The organism is Actinomadura sp. B10D3, from assembly GCF_039871695.1.
GTDB classification, from domain to species: domain Bacteria; phylum Actinomycetota; class Actinomycetes; order Streptosporangiales; family Streptosporangiaceae; genus Spirillospora; species Spirillospora madurae.
Map to the genome: position 1 here is coordinate 478,870 of NZ_JBDPLY010000003.1, position 18,252 is coordinate 497,121.

18 protein-coding genes and 3 tRNA genes are annotated in these 18,252 nt (G+C 73.9%); 11 read left to right on the plus strand and 10 right to left on the minus strand.

Annotated features, from left to right (window positions below):
- The first annotated feature begins 10 nt into the window (after nucleotides 1-10).
- The 3 genes from ABGB11_RS08375 to ABGB11_RS08385 are packed head-to-tail and all read left to right on the plus strand — an operon-like array spanning nucleotide 11 to nucleotide 3,279.
- Nucleotides 11-1,219 (plus strand): helix-turn-helix domain-containing protein, encoded by a 1,209-nt coding sequence (locus ABGB11_RS08375; protein ID WP_347630500.1) that lies wholly within the window; start codon nucleotides 11-13, stop codon nucleotides 1,217-1,219.
- A gap of 9 nt (nucleotides 1,220-1,228) precedes the next feature.
- Nucleotides 1,229-2,398, plus strand: coding sequence for a cytochrome P450 (locus ABGB11_RS08380; protein WP_347630502.1), 1,170 nt, complete (start codon nucleotides 1,229-1,231; stop codon nucleotides 2,396-2,398).
- Nucleotides 2,395-3,279, plus strand: coding sequence for a hypothetical protein (locus ABGB11_RS08385; protein WP_347630504.1), 885 nt, complete (start codon nucleotides 2,395-2,397; stop codon nucleotides 3,277-3,279). The genes ABGB11_RS08380 and ABGB11_RS08385 overlap by 4 nt, the downstream gene beginning before the upstream one ends.
- Nucleotides 3,280-3,290: 11 nt before the next feature.
- Here ABGB11_RS08385 and ABGB11_RS08390 read toward each other — a convergent pair whose 3' ends face one another.
- Together ABGB11_RS08390 and ABGB11_RS08395 are read right to left on the minus strand one after the other, a co-directional pair.
- Complete coding sequence (locus ABGB11_RS08390; protein ID WP_347630506.1) at nucleotides 3,291-4,472, minus strand: zinc-dependent alcohol dehydrogenase; 1,182 nt, start codon at nucleotides 4,470-4,472, stop codon at nucleotides 3,291-3,293.
- Nucleotides 4,473-4,553: 81 nt separating this feature from the next.
- On the minus strand, nucleotides 4,554-4,889 hold the full coding sequence (locus ABGB11_RS08395) for a hypothetical protein (protein ID WP_347630508.1): 336 nt from the start codon (nucleotides 4,887-4,889) through the stop codon (nucleotides 4,554-4,556).
- Nucleotides 4,890-5,040: 151 nt separating this feature from the next.
- Here ABGB11_RS08395 and ctaD point away from each other — a divergent pair, with 151 nt between their 5' ends.
- A complete protein-coding gene (ctaD, locus tag ABGB11_RS08400; protein ID WP_347630510.1) occupies nucleotides 5,041-6,717 on the plus strand; it encodes a cytochrome c oxidase subunit I in 1,677 nt (558 codons plus the stop codon).
- 21 nt (nucleotides 6,718-6,738) lie between these two features.
- Here ctaD and ABGB11_RS08405 read toward each other — a convergent pair whose 3' ends face one another.
- Nucleotides 6,739-8,376 carry a ubiquinol-cytochrome c reductase cytochrome b subunit gene (locus ABGB11_RS08405; protein WP_347630512.1) on the minus strand — a complete coding sequence of 546 codons (1,638 nt, stop codon included), beginning with the start codon at nucleotides 8,374-8,376 and terminating at the stop codon, nucleotides 6,739-6,741.
- Between the two features lie 101 nt (nucleotides 8,377-8,477).
- The gene (locus tag ABGB11_RS08410; protein ID WP_347630514.1) at nucleotides 8,478-9,356 is read right to left on the minus strand and encodes a LysR family transcriptional regulator; all 879 of its coding nucleotides are present in this window, start codon (nucleotides 9,354-9,356) and stop codon (nucleotides 8,478-8,480) included.
- Nucleotides 9,357-9,453: 97 nt separating this feature from the next.
- Here ABGB11_RS08410 and ABGB11_RS08415 point away from each other — a divergent pair, with 97 nt between their 5' ends.
- A complete protein-coding gene (locus tag ABGB11_RS08415; RefSeq protein ID WP_347630516.1) occupies nucleotides 9,454-10,830 on the plus strand; it encodes an MFS transporter in 1,377 nt (458 codons plus the stop codon).
- On the opposite strand, the gene ABGB11_RS08420 is transcribed toward ABGB11_RS08415, so the two are convergent.
- The 4 genes from ABGB11_RS08420 to ABGB11_RS08435 form a co-directional block, all read right to left on the minus strand.
- The gene (locus ABGB11_RS08420; RefSeq protein WP_347630518.1) at nucleotides 10,796-11,926 is read right to left on the minus strand and encodes a PrsW family glutamic-type intramembrane protease; all 1,131 of its coding nucleotides are present in this window, start codon (nucleotides 11,924-11,926) and stop codon (nucleotides 10,796-10,798) included. The genes ABGB11_RS08415 and ABGB11_RS08420 overlap by 35 nt on opposite strands.
- Complete coding sequence (locus ABGB11_RS08425) at nucleotides 11,917-12,486, minus strand: hypothetical protein (protein ID WP_347630520.1); 570 nt, start codon at nucleotides 12,484-12,486, stop codon at nucleotides 11,917-11,919. Before ABGB11_RS08425 ends, ABGB11_RS08420 begins: the two co-directional genes overlap by 10 nt.
- A 60-nt stretch (nucleotides 12,487-12,546) precedes the next feature.
- A complete protein-coding gene (locus ABGB11_RS08430) occupies nucleotides 12,547-13,365 on the minus strand; it encodes a pentapeptide repeat-containing protein (protein ID WP_347630522.1) in 819 nt (272 codons plus the stop codon).
- A 78-nt stretch (nucleotides 13,366-13,443) separates the two neighbouring features.
- Nucleotides 13,444-14,154, minus strand: coding sequence for a 2OG-Fe(II) oxygenase (locus ABGB11_RS08435; RefSeq protein WP_347630524.1), 711 nt, complete (start codon nucleotides 14,152-14,154; stop codon nucleotides 13,444-13,446).
- A gap of 61 nt (nucleotides 14,155-14,215) precedes the next feature.
- Here ABGB11_RS08435 and ABGB11_RS08440 point away from each other — a divergent pair, with 61 nt between their 5' ends.
- The 5 genes from ABGB11_RS08440 to ABGB11_RS08460 all read left to right on the plus strand — a co-directional run bounded on the left by ABGB11_RS08440 (nucleotide 14,216) and on the right by ABGB11_RS08460 (nucleotide 15,836).
- Complete coding sequence (locus ABGB11_RS08440) at nucleotides 14,216-14,998, plus strand: putative protein N(5)-glutamine methyltransferase (protein WP_347630526.1); 783 nt, start codon at nucleotides 14,216-14,218, stop codon at nucleotides 14,996-14,998.
- 53 nt (nucleotides 14,999-15,051) lie between these two features.
- Nucleotides 15,052-15,189 carry an LPFR motif small protein gene (locus ABGB11_RS08445; RefSeq protein ID WP_347630528.1) on the plus strand — a complete coding sequence of 46 codons (138 nt, stop codon included), beginning with the start codon at nucleotides 15,052-15,054 and terminating at the stop codon, nucleotides 15,187-15,189.
- Between the two features lie 317 nt (nucleotides 15,190-15,506).
- Nucleotides 15,507-15,578, plus strand: a tRNA-Gly gene (locus tag ABGB11_RS08450).
- 89 nt (nucleotides 15,579-15,667) lie between these two features.
- A tRNA-Gln gene (locus ABGB11_RS08455) sits at nucleotides 15,668-15,738 on the plus strand.
- A 24-nt stretch (nucleotides 15,739-15,762) separates the two neighbouring features.
- Nucleotides 15,763-15,836 (plus strand) — tRNA-Val (locus ABGB11_RS08460).
- Nucleotides 15,837-15,843: 7 nt separating this feature from the next.
- Here the strand turns inward: ABGB11_RS08460 and ABGB11_RS08465 are convergent.
- Both ABGB11_RS08465 and kdgD read right to left on the minus strand, forming a co-directional pair.
- The gene (locus ABGB11_RS08465; RefSeq protein ID WP_347630530.1) at nucleotides 15,844-16,998 is read right to left on the minus strand and encodes a mandelate racemase/muconate lactonizing enzyme family protein; all 1,155 of its coding nucleotides are present in this window, start codon (nucleotides 16,996-16,998) and stop codon (nucleotides 15,844-15,846) included.
- A 1-nt stretch (nucleotide 16,999) separates the two neighbouring features.
- Nucleotides 17,000-17,914: a 5-dehydro-4-deoxyglucarate dehydratase gene (gene kdgD, locus ABGB11_RS08470; RefSeq protein WP_347630531.1), complete on the minus strand. Its 915-nt coding sequence runs from the start codon at nucleotides 17,912-17,914 to the stop codon at nucleotides 17,000-17,002.
- A gap of 205 nt (nucleotides 17,915-18,119) precedes the next feature.
- Here kdgD and ABGB11_RS08475 point away from each other — a divergent pair.
- The coding region (locus ABGB11_RS08475; protein ID WP_347630570.1) for an acyl-CoA dehydrogenase family protein at nucleotides 18,120-18,252 on the plus strand (133 nt) is incomplete at its 3' end.

Consider the following 18,252-nt stretch of genomic DNA (forward strand, 5'->3'; position numbering starts at 1 on the left):
GGATTCGCCGATGACCGATTCCGGGGCACTCCGGGAGGTCCTCACCGCGCACTGCCCGCGGCTCGCCACGGCGGTCCGGGAGGCGCTGCACGGGCACCCCGCCTACCAGCCGATCAGGCGGGCGGCGGGCCCGATCTTCGGCGGGGGCCGCGAGACCTGCGCGCGGCTGCTCGGGCTCGTCCTCGCGGGCGGCCCCCTCCCCGAGGACGACTGGGGGCGGTTCCGCGACCTCGGCGTCCTCGCGGCCCGGCAGGCGATCCCGCTGCCGGTGCTGTCGGAGGCGTGGGACCTCGCGCTCGCCGCCGCCGCGCGCACCTGCTGGACGATCGCGCCGCCCGGCTGCTTCGCCGAGATGGCCGAGCTGACCGCGCACGCGGCGCGGCTCGCCGTCGGCGCGCGGGAGGCCTGCATCCAGGGTTACGCGGAGGTGCCGTGCGAGGGCGCGCGGTCGCGGCCGCTGCGCCGGCTCCTCGCCGAGACCCTGATCGACGGCGCCCCGGCCGGCGTCATCGCCGAGGCGGCCGGCGTCCGCCTGGCGCCGGCGTACCTCGCGCTGCGCTGCGAGGTCCCCGGGCGCGTGGCGGACGCGCACTGGGAGCGGGCCGGCGAGCTGCTCGAATCGTGGGAGGGCGTGCTGTACTCCGGCGACCTGTCCGGCCTCGTCGTGCTGTTCCCCGCCGCCGACCAGCTGCGCGCCGAGGACCAGGCGGCCGAGTTCACCGCCGGGCTCGCCGCCTGCACGCGCGGGCCGGTGCACGCCGCCGAGTCCTGCCGGCGCGGCGTCGCGAACATCCCCGCCGCGCTGGAGGAGGCGTCCCGGGTGCTGACGATCGTCAAGGCCATCCCGGACGCCGAGGACCGCCCCTACCGGGCGGACGAGCTGCTGGTCGAGCTCGCCATCCTCGGGCAGCCCGGCATCCGCGGCCGGCTCGCCTCCGTGCTGTCCCCGCTCGACGCCGGCACCGACCTGCGCCGGACGCTGGAGGTGCTGCTGGCCTGCAACCTCGACCGCGAGCGCGCCGCGCGGGAGCTGTGGATCCACCGCCGCACCCTGCACTACCGGCTGGACCGCATCCGGGACCTGTCCGGCGTCGACCCCAGCTCGGCCCGCGGCATCCAGCTGTTCCGCGCGGCCCTCACCTCGGCGCGCCTGGCCGGTCTGGAACGGGACGGGCACCGCGCCCAGGACGCCTCGCTGCCCCCGCCGCTGAGCGCCTGAAGGAGACTCATGGACTTCCCCCTGCCGGCCCGTCCCGGCGTCCCGCTGGACGAGGAGCACCTGCGGCGGCTCCGCGAGCGCCCGCTGGTGCCGGTCGTGCTGGCGGGCGGGCACAAGGCCCTGCTCGTCACGCGGCACGCCGACGTGCGGACGGTGCTGTCCGACGACCGGTTCAGCCGCGAGGCCTGGAAGGGCGGCACGCTGTTCGCCCGGACGCCCGAGACCCTCGCCCTGGCCGCGAGCGACCCTCCGGCGCACACCCGCCGCCGGAGGGCCGTCCAGGCCTGGTTCACGGCCCGCCGCGCCGAGGAGGCCCGGCCCCGCATGGAGGCGGTCGCCGAACGGCTCCTGGACGAGATGGAGGCGGACGGCCCGCCCGCCGACCTGATCGCCCGGTTCGCCACCCCGTTCCCGTACGCGGTGATCTGCGACATGCTCGGGGTCCCCACCGGCGACCTCGGGCTCCTGCTGCCGTGGGTCAGCGCGCTGATGTCGGCCGGGCACCACTCGGGCGGCGAGGTGCAGGCGGCGCACGAGGGCCTGCGCGGCTACTTCGCGGGCAAGGTCGCGGCGCGCCGGGCCCTGCCCGGGGACGACCTGCTCACCGCGCTCCTCGACGGCTGCGAGCTGTCCCAGGACGAGATCGTCGTGTTCGGGTACGGGCTGCTGATGGCGGGCGGCGAGACCACGTCGAACTTCCTGGCCGCGTGCGTGCTCGACCTGGTCACGCGTCCCGGTCTCGCCGCCCGGCTCCGCGCCGACCCGTCCCTGATCCCGGCGGCCGTGGAGGAGTACCTGCGCTGGGTGTGGTTCGCCGGCACGGGCGGGCACCCCCACGTCCTGCTCGCCGGCGCGGAGCTGGCGGCGACGCCGCTGGCCCGCGGCGACGTCGTCGTGCCGCTCACCGACGCGGCCAACCGGGACCCCGCCGCCTTCCCCAGGGCGGACGCGTTCGACCCGGGCCGGTCCCCGAACCCCCACCTGGGCTTCGGGCACGGCCGCCACAGGTGCCTCGGCGCGCCGCACGCCCGCGCGGAGCTGGGGATCGCCATCGCCGCGCTCCTGCGCCGTTTCGACGACCTCGCCCTGGCCGTCGACCCGGCCCGGCTCGCCTGGCGCGACCACATGTTCGTCCGCGGCCTGTGGCACCTGCCCGTCACCTGGCCCCGCCGGCCGTGACGGGCCGGGGCGGGCGGATCGTCCGGTTCGTCCGGGGGAGCCATCCGCCGGTGCCGTCGCTGGCGGTCGCGGTGCTGTTGGCCTGCGGGGTCGGCGGCCTCTTCGCCGCCGTCGACCCGGACGCGCCGGGACGGCGGCCCGGGACGGGGACCGCGGTCGCGGCGGTGTCGCTCTTCGTCGACCTGCTGCTGATGCGGGCGCTGGACGACATCCGCGACCTGGACTACGACCGGCGGTTCCACCCGGGACGCCCGCTCGCGGCCGGGGCGGTGCGTGCCGGCGACCTGGCCGTGCTGTACGGCGCGGGAGTCGTGGTGCTGGGCCTCCTCAACGCCGCCTGGCCGTGGCGGGCGGGCATCCTCCTCGTCCAGCTCGGCTATGCGGCCGGGGCGATCGGTGTGCACCTGCGGTGGCGGCGCCCGTCCGCCGACAAGCTGTTCACCAGCCTGCTGGTGAGCCTCCCCGTGCCCGTCCTGCTCCACCTGTACCTCTACGCGGGTTACCTGGACGAGGCCGGGCACGGGGCGGACCGGTACGGCCTCGTCGCCGTCGCCGTCGTCGTGCTGGCGGCGGGCCACCCGGAGCTCGCCGGGAAGATCACGCGAGCGCCGCGGCCGGGGGAGCGGACCTACGTCACGACGCTCGGCGTCGAGGGCACGGTGGCCTTGGCCCTGGCCGTGCCGGTGCTGTCGGTCTGCCTGCTGGCGGCCTTCTCGCGGGCGCCGGACGGGTGGACGCTCCTCGCGGTCCTCCCGCTCATCGTCCCGGCGCTCGCCGTGTGGCGCTTCCGGCGCGGACGGACCCGATGGCCGCCCGCCGCGCCTCCCCTCTACCTGCTGCTGACGTTCGCGGCCTACCTCGCGATCGGGTGGGCCCGCTGAACGCAAAATGGTCAGGGTTGCAGCAGCACCTTGATGGCACCGTCCTGCTTCTTCTGGAACATCTCGTACGCCCGGGGCGCCTCGTCCAGCGGCCAGCGGTGCGTGGCGAGGTCCATCACGCCGAGCGGGTCGGCGTCGTCGGTGACGAGCGGCATCAGGTCGCCGATCCACTTCTTCACGTGCGCCTGGCCCATCCGCAGCCCGATGCCCTTGTCGAACATCCGCAGCATCGGCAGCGGGTCGGTCATGCCGCCGTACACGCCGATGACGGAGATCGTCCCGCCGCGGCGGACGATCTCGATGGCGGTGCCGAGCGCGGCGAGCCGGTCCACCCCGACCCGCTGCATCAGCGGCGCGGCGGCGGTGCCGGGCATGAGGCCGGTGAGGGTCTGCGCCAGCTTGGCGCCGGGCGAGCCGTGCGCCTCCATCCCGACCGCCTCGATCACCGAGTCGGTGCCGCGGCCCCCCGTGAGCTGCCGGACCGCGTCCGGGACGTCGTCGGCCTCGTCGGAGTCGATCACCTCGATGCCGTGCCGGCGCGCCATCTCCAGCCGCTCCGGGACGAGGTCGACGGCGATCACCCGGTGGCCCAGGTACCGGGCGATCCGGGCGGCCATCTGCCCGATCGGGCCGAGGCCGAGCACGGTGACCGATCCGCCCGCCGGGATGTCGGCCCAGTCGACGGACTGCCAGGCGGTCGGCAGGACGTCCGACAGGTAGAGGAAGCGCTCGTCCGGCGGCCCCTCCGGGACCTTGATCGGCCCGAAGTGCGCCTGCGGCACCCGCAGGTACTCGGCCTGGCCGCCCGGAACCTGCCCGTAGAGCCTCGTGTAACCGAACAGTGCGGCGCCCATGCCGTGCTCGCGCACCTGGGTCGTCTCGCACTGGGCGAACAGCTCCATCTCGCACATGTGGCAGTGGCCGCAGGAGATGTTGAACGGGATGACCACGCGGTCGCCAGGCTTGACGTGGGTGACCTCGGAGCCGGTCTCCTCGACGATCCCCATCGGCTCGTGGCCGAGCACGTCCCCCTCGGTGAGGAACGGGCCGAGCACCTCGTACAGGTGCAGGTCCGAGCCGCAGATGCCGGACGAGGTGACCCGGATGATCGCGTCGTCCGGCTCCTTGATCTCCGGGTCGGGCGCGGTGCCGACGCGGACGTCGCGCTTGCCGTGCCAGGTGACAGCCTTCATCGTGCTCCTCCCGTGGACGGGGCCCGGTTCCCAGGCGGCCCTACCCCGGTGTCCGCGGCGAAACGTCCGCCGCCGGGGGCCTCACGGGCAGCGGTGGGCGCGCGCCGCGGCCCGGACGGCGGCCGTCCGCGTCGCCCACAGGTGGGGGGCGGCCCGCCGGTACGCCTCCGGGCCGGGACCGGGGCGGAGCCTGAACCCGCGCGCGTCGCGGGCCTCCCAGCCCGTCCGGCGCCCGCGCAGGTCGAGGACGTGCGTCACCGCGCCGGCCGCGTGCCCGTCGTGCCGCAGATGCCAGCGGTGGGCGTCCCGGTCGGCGGTGGTGACCTGGCACAGCCGCCAGCCGGGCGCGATGCGGTGCGCCAGGTCGAGCGTCACGAGCGGGTCGCCCCCGGTCGGGGTGAGATTGTCCTGTCGCACGGGGGGAACTCCTTTGCGTGTGCCTTTCCGGGGCGCCCTTCCCGATCGTCCCGGCTTCATCCCCCGGATCACCGCCGCGCCGCCGCCGCGTTTGGAACCGTCCTGTGCGGCAAGTGCCCGGATGGGTCGGGACGAGGGAGGGGAGGGCCGGATGACGGCCGTGCAGGACACGAGCGTCGGCGACGCGCTCGCTCGTCACCGCAAGGGCACGCGGGTCGGAAGGATCCTGTCGACCACCGACCACAAGGTCGTCGGCCACCTCTACCTCGCCACCTCCTTCACGATGTTCCTGATCGCCGGGGTCATGGCCGTGATCATGCGGTCCGAGCTGCTGGAGCCCGGACTCCAGGTCGTGAGCGCCCAGCGGTACAACGAGCTGTTCACGATCCACGGCACGATCATGCTGCTGCTGTTCGCGACGCCGCTGTTCGCCGGGTTCGCCAACGTCGTCGTGCCGCTGCAGATCGGGGCGCCGGACGTCGCGTTCCCGCGGCTGAACACGCTGAGCTACTGGCTCTTCCTGTTCGGCGCGGTCATCGTGCTCCTCGGGTTCGCCGCGCCCGGCGGGGCTGCGGCGTTCGGATGGTTCGGCTACGCGCCGCTGACGTCGCAGACGTACTCGCCCGGCCACGGCGGGGACCTGTGGATCATGGGCCTGGTGGTGTCCGGCTTCGGGACGATCCTCACCTCGGTGAACCTGATCACCACGATCATCGCGATGCGCGCCCCCGGCATGGTCATGTTCCGGCTGCCGATCTTCACCTGGAACACGCTGCTGACCAGCCTGATGGTGCTGATGGCCTTCCCCGTCCTCGCCGCCGCGCTGCTCGGGCTGGAGGCCGACCGCAGGCTGGGCGCGCACATCTTCGACCCCGCGACCGGCGGCGCGCTGCTGTGGCAGCACCTGTTCTGGTTCTTCGGCCATCCCGAGGTCTACATCGTCGCGCTGCCGTTCTTCGGCATCGTCACCGAGATCGTTCCCGTGTTCGCCCGCAAGCCCCTCTTCGGCTACCTCGGCATGGTCGCCGCCACCATCGCGATCACCGGCCTGTCGATGACGGTGTGGGCGCACCACATGTTCGCGACCGGGCGCGTCCTGCTGCCGTTCTTCTCGATCACCTCGTTCATGATCGCAGTACCGACCGGGATCAAGTTCTTCAACTGGGTCGGCACCATGTGGAAGGGGGAGCTCAGCTTCGAGGCGCCCATGCTGTTCGCCGTCGGGTTCCTCGTGACGTTCCTGTTCGGCGGGCTGACCGGGGTGATCCTCGCCTCCCCGCCGCTGGACTTCCACGTCACCGACTCCTACTTCGTCGTCGCGCACTTCCACTACGTCCTGTTCGGCACCGTGGTGTTCGCCATGTTCGGCGGCTTCTACTTCTGGTGGCCGAAGATGACGGGCACCAAGCTCGACGAGACGTGGGGCAAGATACACTTCTGGTCGCTGTTCATCGGCTTCCACACCACGTTCCTCGCCCAGCACTGGCTGGGCGCCGAGGGGATGCCGCGCCGGGTCGCCGACTACGCGGACGAGTTCTCCGCCCTGAACCTCGTCTCGTCCATCGGGTCGTTCGTCCTCGGCGCGTCGACGTTCGCGTTCCTGTGGAACGTCGTGCGCACGTGGCGGCGCGGCGAGAAGGTCGGGACCGACGACCCGTGGGGCATGGGCGGCTCGCTGGAGTGGGCGACCTCCTGCCCGCCGCCGCGCCACAACTTCACGTCGATGCCGCGCATCCGCTCCGTCCGGCCGGCGTTCGACCTGCACCACCCGCTGACGGAGCCGCCCCAGGAGGCCCGGCCCGCGCTGCCGCCGCCCGGGGGCCGGTGAAGCCGGGGCCGGTGACGGCGGTCACGTGCCGTTCCGGCCGTCCTCCTCGGGCCCCTTCTCCAGGTTGCCCTGGCCGCCGCCGTGCGACTCGGACTGGTAGTTCATGTAGAAGCGGTTGACGCGGGTCCGGACCTGCGTGCGGACGCGGTCCGGGGTCGGCAGCGGGATGACGTGGTGCGGGTAGGGCGCGACCAGCTCGCGGGGCCGGCGGACGTTCAGCACCGCCTCCGTCTCCTCCGGCGGCCGCACGTGCCGCTCGGCGTAGGAGCCGTCGGGCCGCAGCATGATCAGGCCGCTCTCCACGCCCTCCTGAAGGACCTGCTGGTCGCGGCGCTGGAGGCCGAGGCAGATCCGCCGGGTGACCGCGAACGCCATGAGGGGGGCGACGAAGAACCCGACCCGGAAGATCCACGTGGTCACGAAGAGCGGGATGCCGAACGTCTCGGCGAGGACGTCGTTGCCGCCGGCCGCCCACAGGTTCCCGTACCAGGCGACGACCGCGACGCCGATGGCGGTCTTCGTCGCGGCGTTGCGCGGCCGGTCCAGCAGGTGGTGCAGCCGCTCGTCGCCGGTGGCCCAGCGTTCCGCGAACGGGTAAAGCGCGATGAGCGTGAAGAAGACCCCGGGCAGAATGACCGCCGGGAGCAGGACGTTCCAGGAGACGGTGTAGCCGAACACCGTCGTCGACCAGGCCGGCATGATGCGCAGCGCGCCTTCGAGGAAGCCGACGTACCAGTCGGGCTGCGAGCCGGCCGAGATCTGGTCCGGGTCGTACGGGCCGTACAGCCACACCGGGTTGACCTGGAGGAAGGCCGCCATCCCGGCCAGGACGCCGAAGACCATGAGGAAGTAGGCGGTGCTCTGCGCGGCGAAGTGCGGGAACGTCGGCTCGCCGGTCACCGCCCGCTCGCGCCGCCCCCGTCCCGGGAAGATGGTGTGCGTCTGGTGCCAGAGGATCATCACGTGCGCGGCGACGAGCGCCAGCAGGATGCCGGGGACGAGCAGGATGTGCACGGTGAACAGGCGCGGGAGGAACTCCTCGCTCGCGGGGAACTCCCCGCCGAACACCCAGAGCGCGAGGTACGTCCCGGCGACCGGGATCGACAGCACGATGCCCTGCATGATCCGCAGCCCGGTCCCCGACAGCAGGTCGTCGGGCAGGGAGTAGCCCGCGAACCCCTCGGCGATGGCGAGCACGAACAGCGTGGTGCCGATCAGCCAGTTGATCTCCCGCGGCTTACGGAAGGCCCCGGTGAAGAAGATGCGCAGCAGGTGCACGCAGATCGCCGCGATGAAGACGATCGCGGCCCAGTGGTGGATCTGCCGCATCAGCAGCCCGCCCCGCACGTCGAACGAGATGTGCAGCGTGGACGCGTACGCCTCGCTCATCGTGACGCCCCGGAGCGGCGTGTACGAGCCGTCGTAGACGACCGTGCCGCCGCTCGGCTTGAAGAACAGCGTCAGGTACACGCCGGTGAGGATCAGGATGGCGAACGAGTAGAGTGCGATCTCCCCGAGCAGGAACGACCAGTGCTTGGGGAAGGCCTTGCGGATGTTCCGGTTCAGGAACTCGCCCGAGCCGAGCCGGTCGTTGACGCCCCAGACGATCTTCTCCAGCCTGTCGGCGGCCGCCGCCCCGCGCCTCTTCCGTCCCGCCATCGTGCCTCTCCCAGGCAGAGCACCGTTTCCGCTGGCCCGGTACCCGGGGCGGGGTAGGGCAAACGCCACCCGGAGACCGTCTCCGGGCGTGTCAGGGCAGCTCAGGCGCTTGCCGCGTACAGGATCTCGCGCATGCCCGGGAGGGCCTCCCGGTCGGCGCGCCAGACGAGGCGCAGGCCGAGGCCGGGGGTGTCGAGCGCCAGCCGGACGAGGGTCCCGGCCTCCAGGCGGTCCCGGACGGCGAACTCCGGCAGCAGTGCGATGCCGAGGCCCCGCGCCGCCCAGGCCGCCATCACGGTCACGCTCCCCGCCCTCACCCGCTCGACCGCGGACCCGAGGAGCCGCTCGCCGGCCATCCAGAACGAGCATTCCGGCATGTTCACCAGCAGCCTCTCGCCCCGCAGGTCGCCGGCGGAGACGCGGGCCGCGCCGGCGAGGCGGTGGTCCGGCGCGGCGACGAGGGCGAGCGGCACGGCCTCCAGGTCGACGTGGTCCAGCGGGGCGGGCGGAGGGGTGAAGCCGAGGCCGCCGACGCCGTCGCCGGCGTCCAGCAGCAGCGCGGCCTCCAGCTCGCCGGCGGCGACCGCGTCCAGGAGCCGGTCGCGGGCCGCGTCCGAGCGGACCTCCACCCGCAGGTCGGGACGGCGCCGCTCCAGTCTCGCCAGGACGCCCGGGACGTACGCGGCGGCGATCGACTCCAGCGCGCCGAGCCGCAGCGCCGGCCGCTCCCCGGCGACCTCGGCGCGGGCCTGCTCGGCCTGCCGGAGCAGCCGCCGGGCCCATTCGCGCATCCGCTCGCCCGCCGGGGTCGGCACCATGCCCCGCGGGCCGCGCTCGAACAGCGCCACGCCGAGCGACCGCTCCAGCGACCGGATCTGCTCCGAGACCGACGAGGGCGCGAGACCGAGCGCGTTGGCGGCGTCGGTGACGGTCCGGTGGCGGACGACGGCCTCGAACGTCCTCAGCTGGCGCAGTTCCATGACGGTGGCAACCTGCGGCGTCCGTTCGGATATTCCGAACGCTCCGTACGGTCGCGCCGGTGGAGCGCGGCGCCCCGGATTCCGAGACTTGGCGGCCATGACCTCGGTTCTCTCACCCGCGCCCGCGGACGTCTCCGGCAGGCGGCGCCGCCTCGCCCTGCTGGGCGTCTCCCTCGGGTACTTCATGGTTCTGCTCGACACGACCGTCCTCGCCGTGGCCGAACCCGACCTGGCCCGCTCGCTGCACGGGACGGTCGCGGGCCTGCAATGGGCCGTCACCGGCTACACCGTCGTGTTCGGGGCGCTGCTCCTGTCGGCCGGGGCCGTCGCCGACCGGTACCGCGCGCACCGCGTCTTCCGCGCGGGCATCGCGGCCTTCGCCCTGGCGTCCCTGCTCAGCGCCGCCGCGCCGGACCTGTGGACGCTCGTCGCGCTGCGCGCGGTGCTGGGCGCCGCCGCCGCGGCCTGCGTGCCCGCGTCCATGGCCATGATCGCCCGGCTGTACCCGGCGCCCGCCGAACGCGCCCGCGCCGTGGCGGCCTGGGCCGCGACCAGCGGCGCCGCGCTCGCCGCCGGCCCCCTCGCGGGCGGCGCGCTGGTCGGCCTGGCCGGCTGGCGGGCGATCTTCCTGATCAACGTGCCGATCGCGGCCGTCGTCCTCGCCCTCGTCGCCGGGCGGCCCGTGCACTGCCCGCGCGGCCCGCGCGGCATCGACGTGCCGGGGCAGCTCCTCGCCTGCGCGACGCTGGGCCTGCTCACCGACGCGCTCATCGCCCTCGGAGACGGGGCCGGCGTGCACGCCACGTGCTCGGCCGCCGGTGCGGTCGCGGCCGGTGCCGCGTTCGCGGCGCGGGAGCGGCGGAGCGCGGCTCCGGTCCTCGTGCCGTCCGTGCTGCGCGCCCCCGGCATGCCGGCCGCCCTGGCCGCCGGCGCGGCGGTCACGTTCGTCATGACCGGTGTCCTGTTCGTGTTGCCGCTGGTGTTCCAGCAGGCCCTCGGACTGACACCGTTCGAGACCGGGCTGGCGTTCCTGCCGATGACGCTGCCGTTCGCGTTCAACCCGCTCCTCACCGGCCGGATCGTCGCGCGGACGGGGGCGCGCCCGCCCGTCCTCGCCGGGCTCGGGCTGCTGACCGCCGGGGGAGTGCTCTTCGGCGCGGCGCTGCTGGCCGGCGCGTCCTACCCGGCCTTCGTCGCGGGGCTGCTCTGCACCGGCTTCGGGGTCTCCTTCGCGCTCCCCGCCCTCGCGACCATGGTCGTCGCCGCGGCGCCCGGCGGGACGGCGGGGGCGGCGGGCGGCCTGCTCAACGCCGTCCGGCAGCTCGGCGCCACCCTCGGCGCCGCGATCATGGGGGCGTTCGCGTCCGTCGGGCCGGACGCGGGCGGCTCCGCGCGGGCGATGTTCCTCGCCGCCGCCGTGTGCGGCGCCGTCCTGCTCGTCACGCCACGCGCGGGTTCGCGGCCGAGGCCCTGAGGTCGCGGCGCAGGTCGCGGATGCGGGCCCGCAGCCGGGCTGCGGCCAGCGGGTCGGGTTCGAGGCCGCCGAGCCCCTCCTCGATCAGGTCGAGCTCGGCGGCCCGGAGCCGGGCGAGCAGCCGGCGCGGCTCCCCGGCCGGCACGTCCCACCGCTCCTTGCGCCGCCACTTGCGGAACGCCAGCACATGGCCCTCGCCCGGCACGAACACGCCGCTCGCGGTCTCCGCGTGCACCGTCCGCCGGAAATGGGAGAGGTAGCGGCGGCGGGCCAGCCGGTACGTGACGATCGCGGCGAGCAGGATCGGCGCCCCCTTCACCGGCATCAGCGCGAGACCGGACATCACGGGCGCGTCCCACCACGAGTGCAGCGCCATCGCGAGCACGAACGCCCCGGCCGCGGCCAGGAAGGCCGTCCGGGACGCCCTGCCGAGCAGGCAGCCGAGGCCCGCGCCGCCGACCGCCGTCATCGCCCAGTGGCTCCACCAGGCTCCGCCGACCACCCGGCTCCCGAAGGAGAAGAACGCCGCGTTGGCGTCCTGTGTCGCCCCCGTCAGGACGATCGTGTTCAGCACGTACAGGAAGTTCTCCGCGAACTGGAACCCCAGCCCGGACAGCGCGCCGTACCCCCAGCCGTCGAGCGGGCCGCGGATCGCCGAGGGCGCCATCAGCGCCAGCGTCGCCACCCCGAGCAGCTTGAGGATCTCCTCGTCGACCGGCGCGGCGATCGCCGCGCCCCACACCGCGGCGAAGTCCGGCCCCGCCGTCTTGGCGAGCACGGCCTGGAACGCCGCGTTCGCGGGAAGCGCCGTCCCGAACGCCGCCAGCCCGCCCCACGCCACGCTGATCAGCGCGTACCCGACCGGGCGCGACCGGACCGGGTGCAGCCGCCTTAGCATCCACACCCCGGCGGCCAGGGCCGGCGCCATCAGCGCGAGACCGGCGATGGAGCCGCCGGGGAACGCCGCGACGTGCGCGCCGATCAGCCGGAACGCGATCAACGCGCCGAGCAGGCACGCGCCCGCCCACAGCCAGAACGCCGGGCGGCGCGCCATCGCGCCGCGGGCCGGTGCCGTCGCGTCGCGGGTCAGTGCCATGGCGCCGCGATCCTGACCGTCCGCACCATCGCCTCGACCTCCGCGGCCATCTTCCGGTAGGCGGCGGGCGGCCCCGCCGCCGTCACCGTGGCGCCCAGGGTCTCCCCGGTGAACACCGCGGCCGTCCCGAAGCGCTCCCGCCCGGCGAGCCGTCCCGTCAGCCCGGTCAGGCCGTGCGAGGTGATGATCGGGGCGGGTTCGGCGCCCAGGCGCGCGTGCCCGCCGGCGGCGACGATCCGTCCGAGGCCGTGCCACAGCCTCCGCGAGTCCAGGGTGCCGAGCGGCACCACCACGCTGAGGGTGAAGACGACGCCGCCGCTGGACAACTCGGCGTCGACGGCGAGCGAACTACCGGCCCGGTCCAGCACCCAGCCGCCGGACGGGACGGAGAACGTCACCGGCCGGACGCCGTCGCGCAGCGCTCCGACCGCCACCACCGTTCCCGCCGCCAGCCGTTTCCCGCGGGTTCCGAGGGCCCGGTCGACCAGCGGCAGGCCGGCGCCGAGGACGAGCATCACGAGCGCCACGGCACCCGTGCCCCACCATCTCACCCGTGCCACGCGCACCCCCCGATGACGTGCGCTGCGGAAATGCCCCCTGGACCGGCGCCCTAAACAAGATCAGGTCGCGCGGGCCGCCCAGTGGGCGGGCCGGCGGAGCGCCGGCGGCAGGCCGGTCGCGGCGTCGCCCCGGGCCGAGTCCACCTGCGGCTGGGTCAGGAAGACGGCTCCGGTGAGGTCGGCGCCGCGCAGGTCGGCGTCCCGCAGGTCCGCCCCGATCAGGACGGCGGCGCGCAGGTCGGCGCCCCGGAGGTCGGCCGCGATCAGGTACGCCCCGCGCAGGTCGGCCCCGCGCAGGTCGGCGCCCTTCAACTTCGCCCCGATGAGGTCCGCCCCGCGCCGGTTCCTCTTCGGCCCGGGGACGCCGGCCCTCGCGAGCTCGCCGGCCCGCACCAGCAGGACGTTCACGTGCTCATGGACGGCCCCGACGTCGAGTCCGGCGAGGTCGCCGGGTTCTTGGCGGGTGAGCCGGTCGACCTCGTCGTAGGCGGCCCCGAGTTCGGGCCGGATCGGTTCGGCGGCGGGCATCGCCACCGCCTCGTCCAGGTACCAGAGCATCTCGTGCAACCGCCGCATGACCGGGAACACCTCGACCATGCGGCGGGCGAGGTCGGGATCCTTCCGCCGGTCCCGGCCGGCGAAGGTCTGCTGCGACACCTTCTGGCCGGCGCCGAAGCAGTCGAAGACCGTGCAGCCCGTGAACCCGCGCCGCCGGAGATCGGCGTGGACGGCGCAGCGGAAGTCGGCGAGAAGGTTCCGGCACGGCTCGCCCGCGTCCTTGTCGAACGCGAAGTCGGCCGACTTCGCGAACGGCAGCGCCACGCAGCACAGCCCGGCACAGCTCGCGCAGTCGGCCCTCAGGTCGAGCTTCTCCGGCAACCCGTGACCCCCGTATCTGGACGACGCCTCATTCTCCCGCCCCAGGATGCGTGGTCCGTACGGTCACGCGGCGTACGTTCACGCGGCGTCGTGGAACACCAGCCCCAGCGTGTGCCTCCGCCCCGACCGGACGACGCTGACGCCGTGCCGCATCGGGGCCGCCGACCAGCCGCGCTTGGTGCGCACCGGCCGGTCCCGGGTCGTGAAGACCAGCCCGTGGCCGCGCGGCAGCAGCGTCGCCGTCCCGCGCGACTGCGCGCGGGCCCGCTGCTCCATCATCAGGAACTCGCCGCCGGTGTAGTCGGCGCCCGGCTCGTCCAGGCCGATCACGACCTGCAGCGGGAACACCAGGTCGCCGTACAGGTCGCGGTGCAGCGCGTTCCAGTCGTCCCGCCCGTAGCTCAGCAGGATCGGCGTCGGCTTCGTCTGGCCCGCCGCGTGGCACATCTCCAGCCACTCCGCGAGCGTGTCGGGCCACGGGGCGGGACGCCCCAGCCTGCCCGCCCACTCCCGCGCGATCGGCAGCAGATGCGGGTACAGCGCCGCGCGCAGTTCGCCGACCGGCGCGGGGAACGGTTCGGCGAAGTAGCGGTACTGCCCGGCGCCGAACCGGTACCGCTCCATGTCGATCGTCGAGCGGAACCGTTCCACCTCGCCGTAGAGGGAGGAGATGTCCGCGCACTCGTCCTTGGTCAGGAGCGGGGGCGTCAATGCGCTGCCGTACGCGTCCATCTCGCCGGCGAGCGCGGCCCAGTCGGCCTCCGCGGCCCTGCTCGCATAGATGTTCATACCGGGTGAACACCGCCCGCGGCAGGACGGTTGCGGGAGTGAGATACAGTTTCCGGCGCCCATGACTGACTCCTTCACCGAATCCGGGATCGCCGCCCGGCTCCGCTCCGCGGGCTGCGTGTTCGCCGAGGACGAGGCGCGGCTGATCCTCTCGACCGCCCGCACCCCCGGCGACGCCTCCGCCATGGTCGAGCGGCGCGCGGCCGGGGAGCCGCTCGAACACGTCCTCGGCTGGGCCGAGTTCTGCGGGCTGCGGATCGCCGTCGAGCCCGGGGTCTTCGTGCCCCGCAGGCGCACCGAGTTCCTCGTCCGGCGGGCCGAGGCGCTCGCCCCGGCGCGGCCCGTCGTCCTCGACCTGTGCTGCGGCTCCGGCGCGCTCGGCGCCGCGCTCGCCGCCCGCCTGGACGGCTCGATCCTGCACTCCGCCGACATCGAGCCCCCGGCGGTGCGCTGCGCCCGCCGCAACATCGCGCCCTACGGCGGGCTGGCCTACGAGGGCGACCTCTTCGCACCGCTCCCGGACGCGCTGCGCGGGCGCGTGGACGTGCTGCTCTGCAACGTCCCCTACGTCCCGACCGGCGAGGTCGCGCTGCTGCCGCCGGAGGCGCGCGACCACGAGCCGCGGGTGGCGCTCGACGGCGGCCCGGACGGTCTCGGCGTCCTGCGCCGCGTCGCCGCCGAGGCGGCGGGATGGCTCGCTCCCGGCGGCCACCTGCTGTTCGAGACGAGCGAGCGGCAGGTCGCCGGCGCGGTCGCCGCCGTCGAGCGCGGCGGCCTGGGGGCCGGGGTCGCCGTGTCCGAGGAATTCTCCGCAACGGTCATTGCCGGCGCCAAATCCGTGTAAAACGCGGCGTACGGGTACGGGTCGTTCAGGACGACCTGAAGGAGTGAACCCAGATGCGCCGCATCAGCGCAGCGCTCAGCGCAATCATCGGCACGATCGTCAGCATCGTGACCCTGCCGTTCCGCGTTCTGCAGCGGCTGCTGACCCCCTCGCGCGGCCGCCCGGCCCGCACGCGCCGCAAGGCGGTCTGACGGGATCGACCGACCGCCCCGGGCCACTCATCCAGAATGGCCCGGGGCGGCCCTCTGTGAAAATGCGTTGAACCATCGGGCGGGGTTCCGCATCATATGAGTAACGAGCCGAACGGAACGGACAGGGAGGGAGCGGCGGAGATGACCGTGGTCAACGAGCAGCAGGCGCCGCAGCCCTTCGGAGCCGGGCCGGGGCGAGGCTTCGCCGTCGCCGGAACCGCCTCTGGATAGGACCGCCAGGTTCTCCGGAGGCCGTCAGGGAAAGATCCCGGCGGCCTTTTTCGTCCACCTCTTTCCTATACATCCGAGATTGCCATGTCGCACAGGCCGAAATGGTGAGGCACCTGGCTTCCAACCAGGAGGAGCGGGTTCGATTCCCGCGTGCGGCTCTGGACTGGACCGGCGGGAGTAACGACCCCCGGCTGGTTCTGCACGTGCCCGAGGCGGGCGGACGCCACCGCCCGCCGGCGGGCACCCATGCTGGATCATCCAATGGCAGGATGCGTGACTCTGAATCACGTCATGCAGGTTCGACCCCTGCTCCAGCAGCGGCCTCCACTCCGGCGGAGGCGGTGACCGGTAGCTCAGTCGGCGAGAGCGGCTGCCTTACAAGCAGCGGGTCGCAGGTTCGAATCCTGTCCGGTCAACAGAGTCTCAGGGGCGGTCGCCGACCAGCGTGCGGGCCGTCGTCCAGGCGCGGGCCTGCTCGCTCAGCGTGATGCCGAGGCCGGGACGGGCCGGGACGTGCATCCGCCCGTCCTCGATCGTCAGCCTCTCCTCGAACAGCGGGTCCAGCCAGTCGAAGTGCTCCACCCACGGTTCGCTCGGGTACGCGGCGGCCAGATGGAGGTGGATCTCCATGGCGAAGTGCGGCGCGAGCCCGAGGTGCCGGTGGTCGGCGAGCGCGGCGAGGCGCAGGAAGCCGGTGATGCCGCCGATGCGCGGCGCGTCCGGCTGGAGGATGTCGGCGGCCTCCTTGTCGATCAGCTCGCAGTGCTCGGCGACGCTGGTGAGCATCTCGCCGGTCGCGATGGGCGTGTCGAGCGCGCGGGCGAGCGCGGCGTGGCCCTCGGCGTCGTAGGCGTCGAGGGGCTCCTCGATCCAGGTGAGGCCGAACTCCTCAAGGGCCCGTCCCATCCGCAGGGCGGCGGGCCGGTCCCATTGCTGGTTCGCGTCCACCATCAGCGGGAACGCGTCGCCGAGGCGCTCGCGCACGGCCGTGACGCGGCGCAGGTCCTCGGCGTGGTCGGGATGCCCGACCTTGATCTTGACGCCGCCGATCCCGGCCCGCACGGACGCCTCCGCGTTATCGAGCACCTCCTCCAGCGGCGCGCTCAGGAACCCGCCCGAGGTGTTGTAGCACCGGACGGAGTCGCGGTGCGCGCCGAGGAGCTTGGCCAGCGGCAGGCCCGCCCGCCGGGCCTTCAGGTCCCACAGCGCGATGTCGATGGCGGCGATCGCCTGCGTGGCGAGCCCGCTGCGGCCGACGGACGCGCCCGCCCACAGCAGCTTCGTCCCGAGCCTGCCGATGTCGCTCGGGTCCTCGCCGAGGAGGGCGGGCGCTATCTCCGCGGCGTGCGCGAACTGGCCGGGGCCGCCGGCGCGTTTGGAGTAGCCGAAGCCGATGCCCTCGTGGCCCCGCTCGGTGCCGATCTCGGCGAACAGGAACACGACCTCGGTCATCGGCCGCTGCCGGCCGGTCAGCACCTTCGCGTCGCTGACCGGCGACGCGAGCGGCAGCGTGACCGAGGACAGCTCGATCCAGGCGATCCGGTCCAGGGTCGCCTCGCCCGCCGGGACGCCCGCCACGTCAGACCGCCCGCTTCACCAGCGCCGCGAGGTCGGCGGTCTCCGCCTCGGTCAGGTCCGTCAGGGGCGGGCGGACGGGGCCGGCGGGCGCCCCGGTGACACGCAGGCCCGCCTTGATGATGCTGACCGCGTAGCCCTTGCTGCGGTTGCGGATGTCGCAGTACGGCAGGACGAACTCGGCCAGCCGCCGCCGGACCCCGTCCCGGTCGCCCGCGCGGACGGCGGCGTAGAAGGCCAGCGCGAACTCCGGGACGAAGTTGAAGATCGCCGACGAGTACGTCGTGACGCCGAGCTCCAGGTAGGGGAGCGCGAACGTCTCGGCGGTGGGGAGCCCGCCGATGTAGACGAGGCGGTCGCCGAGCCGGGACCGGACCCGCGTGATCAGCTCCAGGTCGCCGACGCCGTCCTTGTAGCCGACGAGGGTGGGGCACTCCTCGGCGAGCGCGGCGACCGTCGTGTCCTGGTACACGGCGTTCGCCCGGCTGTAGAGCGTCACGCCGAGCCCGGTCGCCGCGCACACCGCCCGGACGTGCGCGGCCAGGCCCTCCTGCGAGGCCTCGGTCAGGTACGGCGGGAACAGCAGCAGGCCGGCGGCGCCGGCGCGCTCGGCGTCCCTGGCCATCTCCACGGCGGTCGCCGTCCCGTACCCGGCGGGGGCGATCACCGGGAGCCCCTCGCGCGCCTCCGCGACCGCCGCGCGCACGACCCGCCCGACCTCGTCCGGCGTCAGCGAGAAGAACTCGCCCGTCCCGCCCGCGGCGAACAGCCCGGCCACGTCGTGCCCGCCGAGTCGGACGATGTGCGCCCGGTAGGCGTCCTCGTCGAACGCCAGGTCGTCGCGGAAGTGGGTGACGGGGAACGAGAGGAGCCCGGACCCGAGCCGGCGGGCGATGTCGTCGGGCGCAGTCTGCTTCATGCTCCGAGGCTAGGATGGCCGATTGATCCAGGTCCAACACGAAAATGGCATCCAGTGATACCCGCAGGGAATCATGGGCCGGGCCGGGCGGTTCCGGCGGGGGGCCCTGCCTTGACGGCGCCTTCCGGCTCGTTTATTTTGGCGTCCAAATATTGGTCGTCAAAGTATTGAGGCGCGCCGTGCGTCCGGTGCCGTGGAGGATCCGATGAGCGACTTTCCCGCGTACGCCCCGTCCGAGGAGCATGAGCTGCTGAGGGCCACGGTACGTGAACTGGCCGAGGCCAAGATCGCTCCTTTCGCGGCGGAGGTGGATGAGGAGTCCCGGTTCCCGCAGGAGG

Coding starts and splice junctions, on each gene's coding strand:
- ABGB11_RS08375 (WP_347630500.1), top strand. CDS start 11: ATGACCGATTCCGGGGCACTCCGGGAGGTCCTCACCGCGCACTGCCCG.
- ABGB11_RS08380 (WP_347630502.1), top strand. CDS start 1,229: ATGGACTTCCCCCTGCCGGCCCGTCCCGGCGTCCCGCTGGACGAGGAG.
- ABGB11_RS08390 (WP_347630506.1), bottom strand. CDS start 4,472: ATGAAGGCTGTCACCTGGCACGGCAAGCGCGACGTCCGCGTCGGCACC.
- ctaD (WP_347630510.1), top strand. CDS start 5,041: ATGACGGCCGTGCAGGACACGAGCGTCGGCGACGCGCTCGCTCGTCAC.
- ABGB11_RS08405 (WP_347630512.1), bottom strand. CDS start 8,376: ATGGCGGGACGGAAGAGGCGCGGGGCGGCGGCCGCCGACAGGCTGGAG.
- ABGB11_RS08410 (WP_347630514.1), bottom strand. CDS start 9,356: ATGGAACTGCGCCAGCTGAGGACGTTCGAGGCCGTCGTCCGCCACCGG.
- ABGB11_RS08415 (WP_347630516.1), top strand. CDS start 9,454: ATGACCTCGGTTCTCTCACCCGCGCCCGCGGACGTCTCCGGCAGGCGG.
- ABGB11_RS08420 (WP_347630518.1), bottom strand. CDS start 11,926: ATGGCACTGACCCGCGACGCGACGGCACCGGCCCGCGGCGCGATGGCG.
- ABGB11_RS08435 (WP_347630524.1), bottom strand. CDS start 14,154: ATGAACATCTATGCGAGCAGGGCCGCGGAGGCCGACTGGGCCGCGCTC.
- ABGB11_RS08440 (WP_347630526.1), top strand. CDS start 14,216: ATGACTGACTCCTTCACCGAATCCGGGATCGCCGCCCGGCTCCGCTCC.
- ABGB11_RS08445 (WP_347630528.1), top strand. CDS start 15,052: ATGCGCCGCATCAGCGCAGCGCTCAGCGCAATCATCGGCACGATCGTC.
- kdgD (WP_347630531.1), bottom strand. CDS start 17,914: ATGAAGCAGACTGCGCCCGACGACATCGCCCGCCGGCTCGGGTCCGGG.